Below are 259 nucleotides of genomic sequence, written 5' to 3' on the forward strand. Positions count from 1 at the left end.
TAAGATGAGACATCAAAGTAGTACTATCGTACACCAAATCTCTAATATTGTTTCGGTGAGATTTATATTCTAAAATACTGGTAACTAATTTTTTAGACTTTTCAATAACATCAGAATCTTTATTAATGACCAATAAATCTAAAATTTCTAAAATTCTCTGTAACTGCTGTCTTATTTTGAGCAAAGCGAGATTAATTTTACTAGAAATTCCATATTTTGAAGAATTTTTGAAAGCTGTATTCACAAAAGCAAAACCTTG

Annotated in this window: 1 protein-coding gene; it reads right to left on the minus strand. The window is 27.0% G+C overall.

Annotation, left to right across the window (positions count from 1 at the left end; all coding sequences use genetic code 11):
* Positions 1 to 259, minus strand: a 259-nt coding sequence (locus FEI13_RS18965; protein WP_166462152.1) for a site-specific recombinase, incomplete at both ends; no start/stop codon positions are given.

The organism is Halomonas urmiana (genome assembly GCF_005780185.1).
Lineage (GTDB): Bacteria > Pseudomonadota > Gammaproteobacteria > Pseudomonadales > Halomonadaceae > Halomonas > Halomonas urmiana.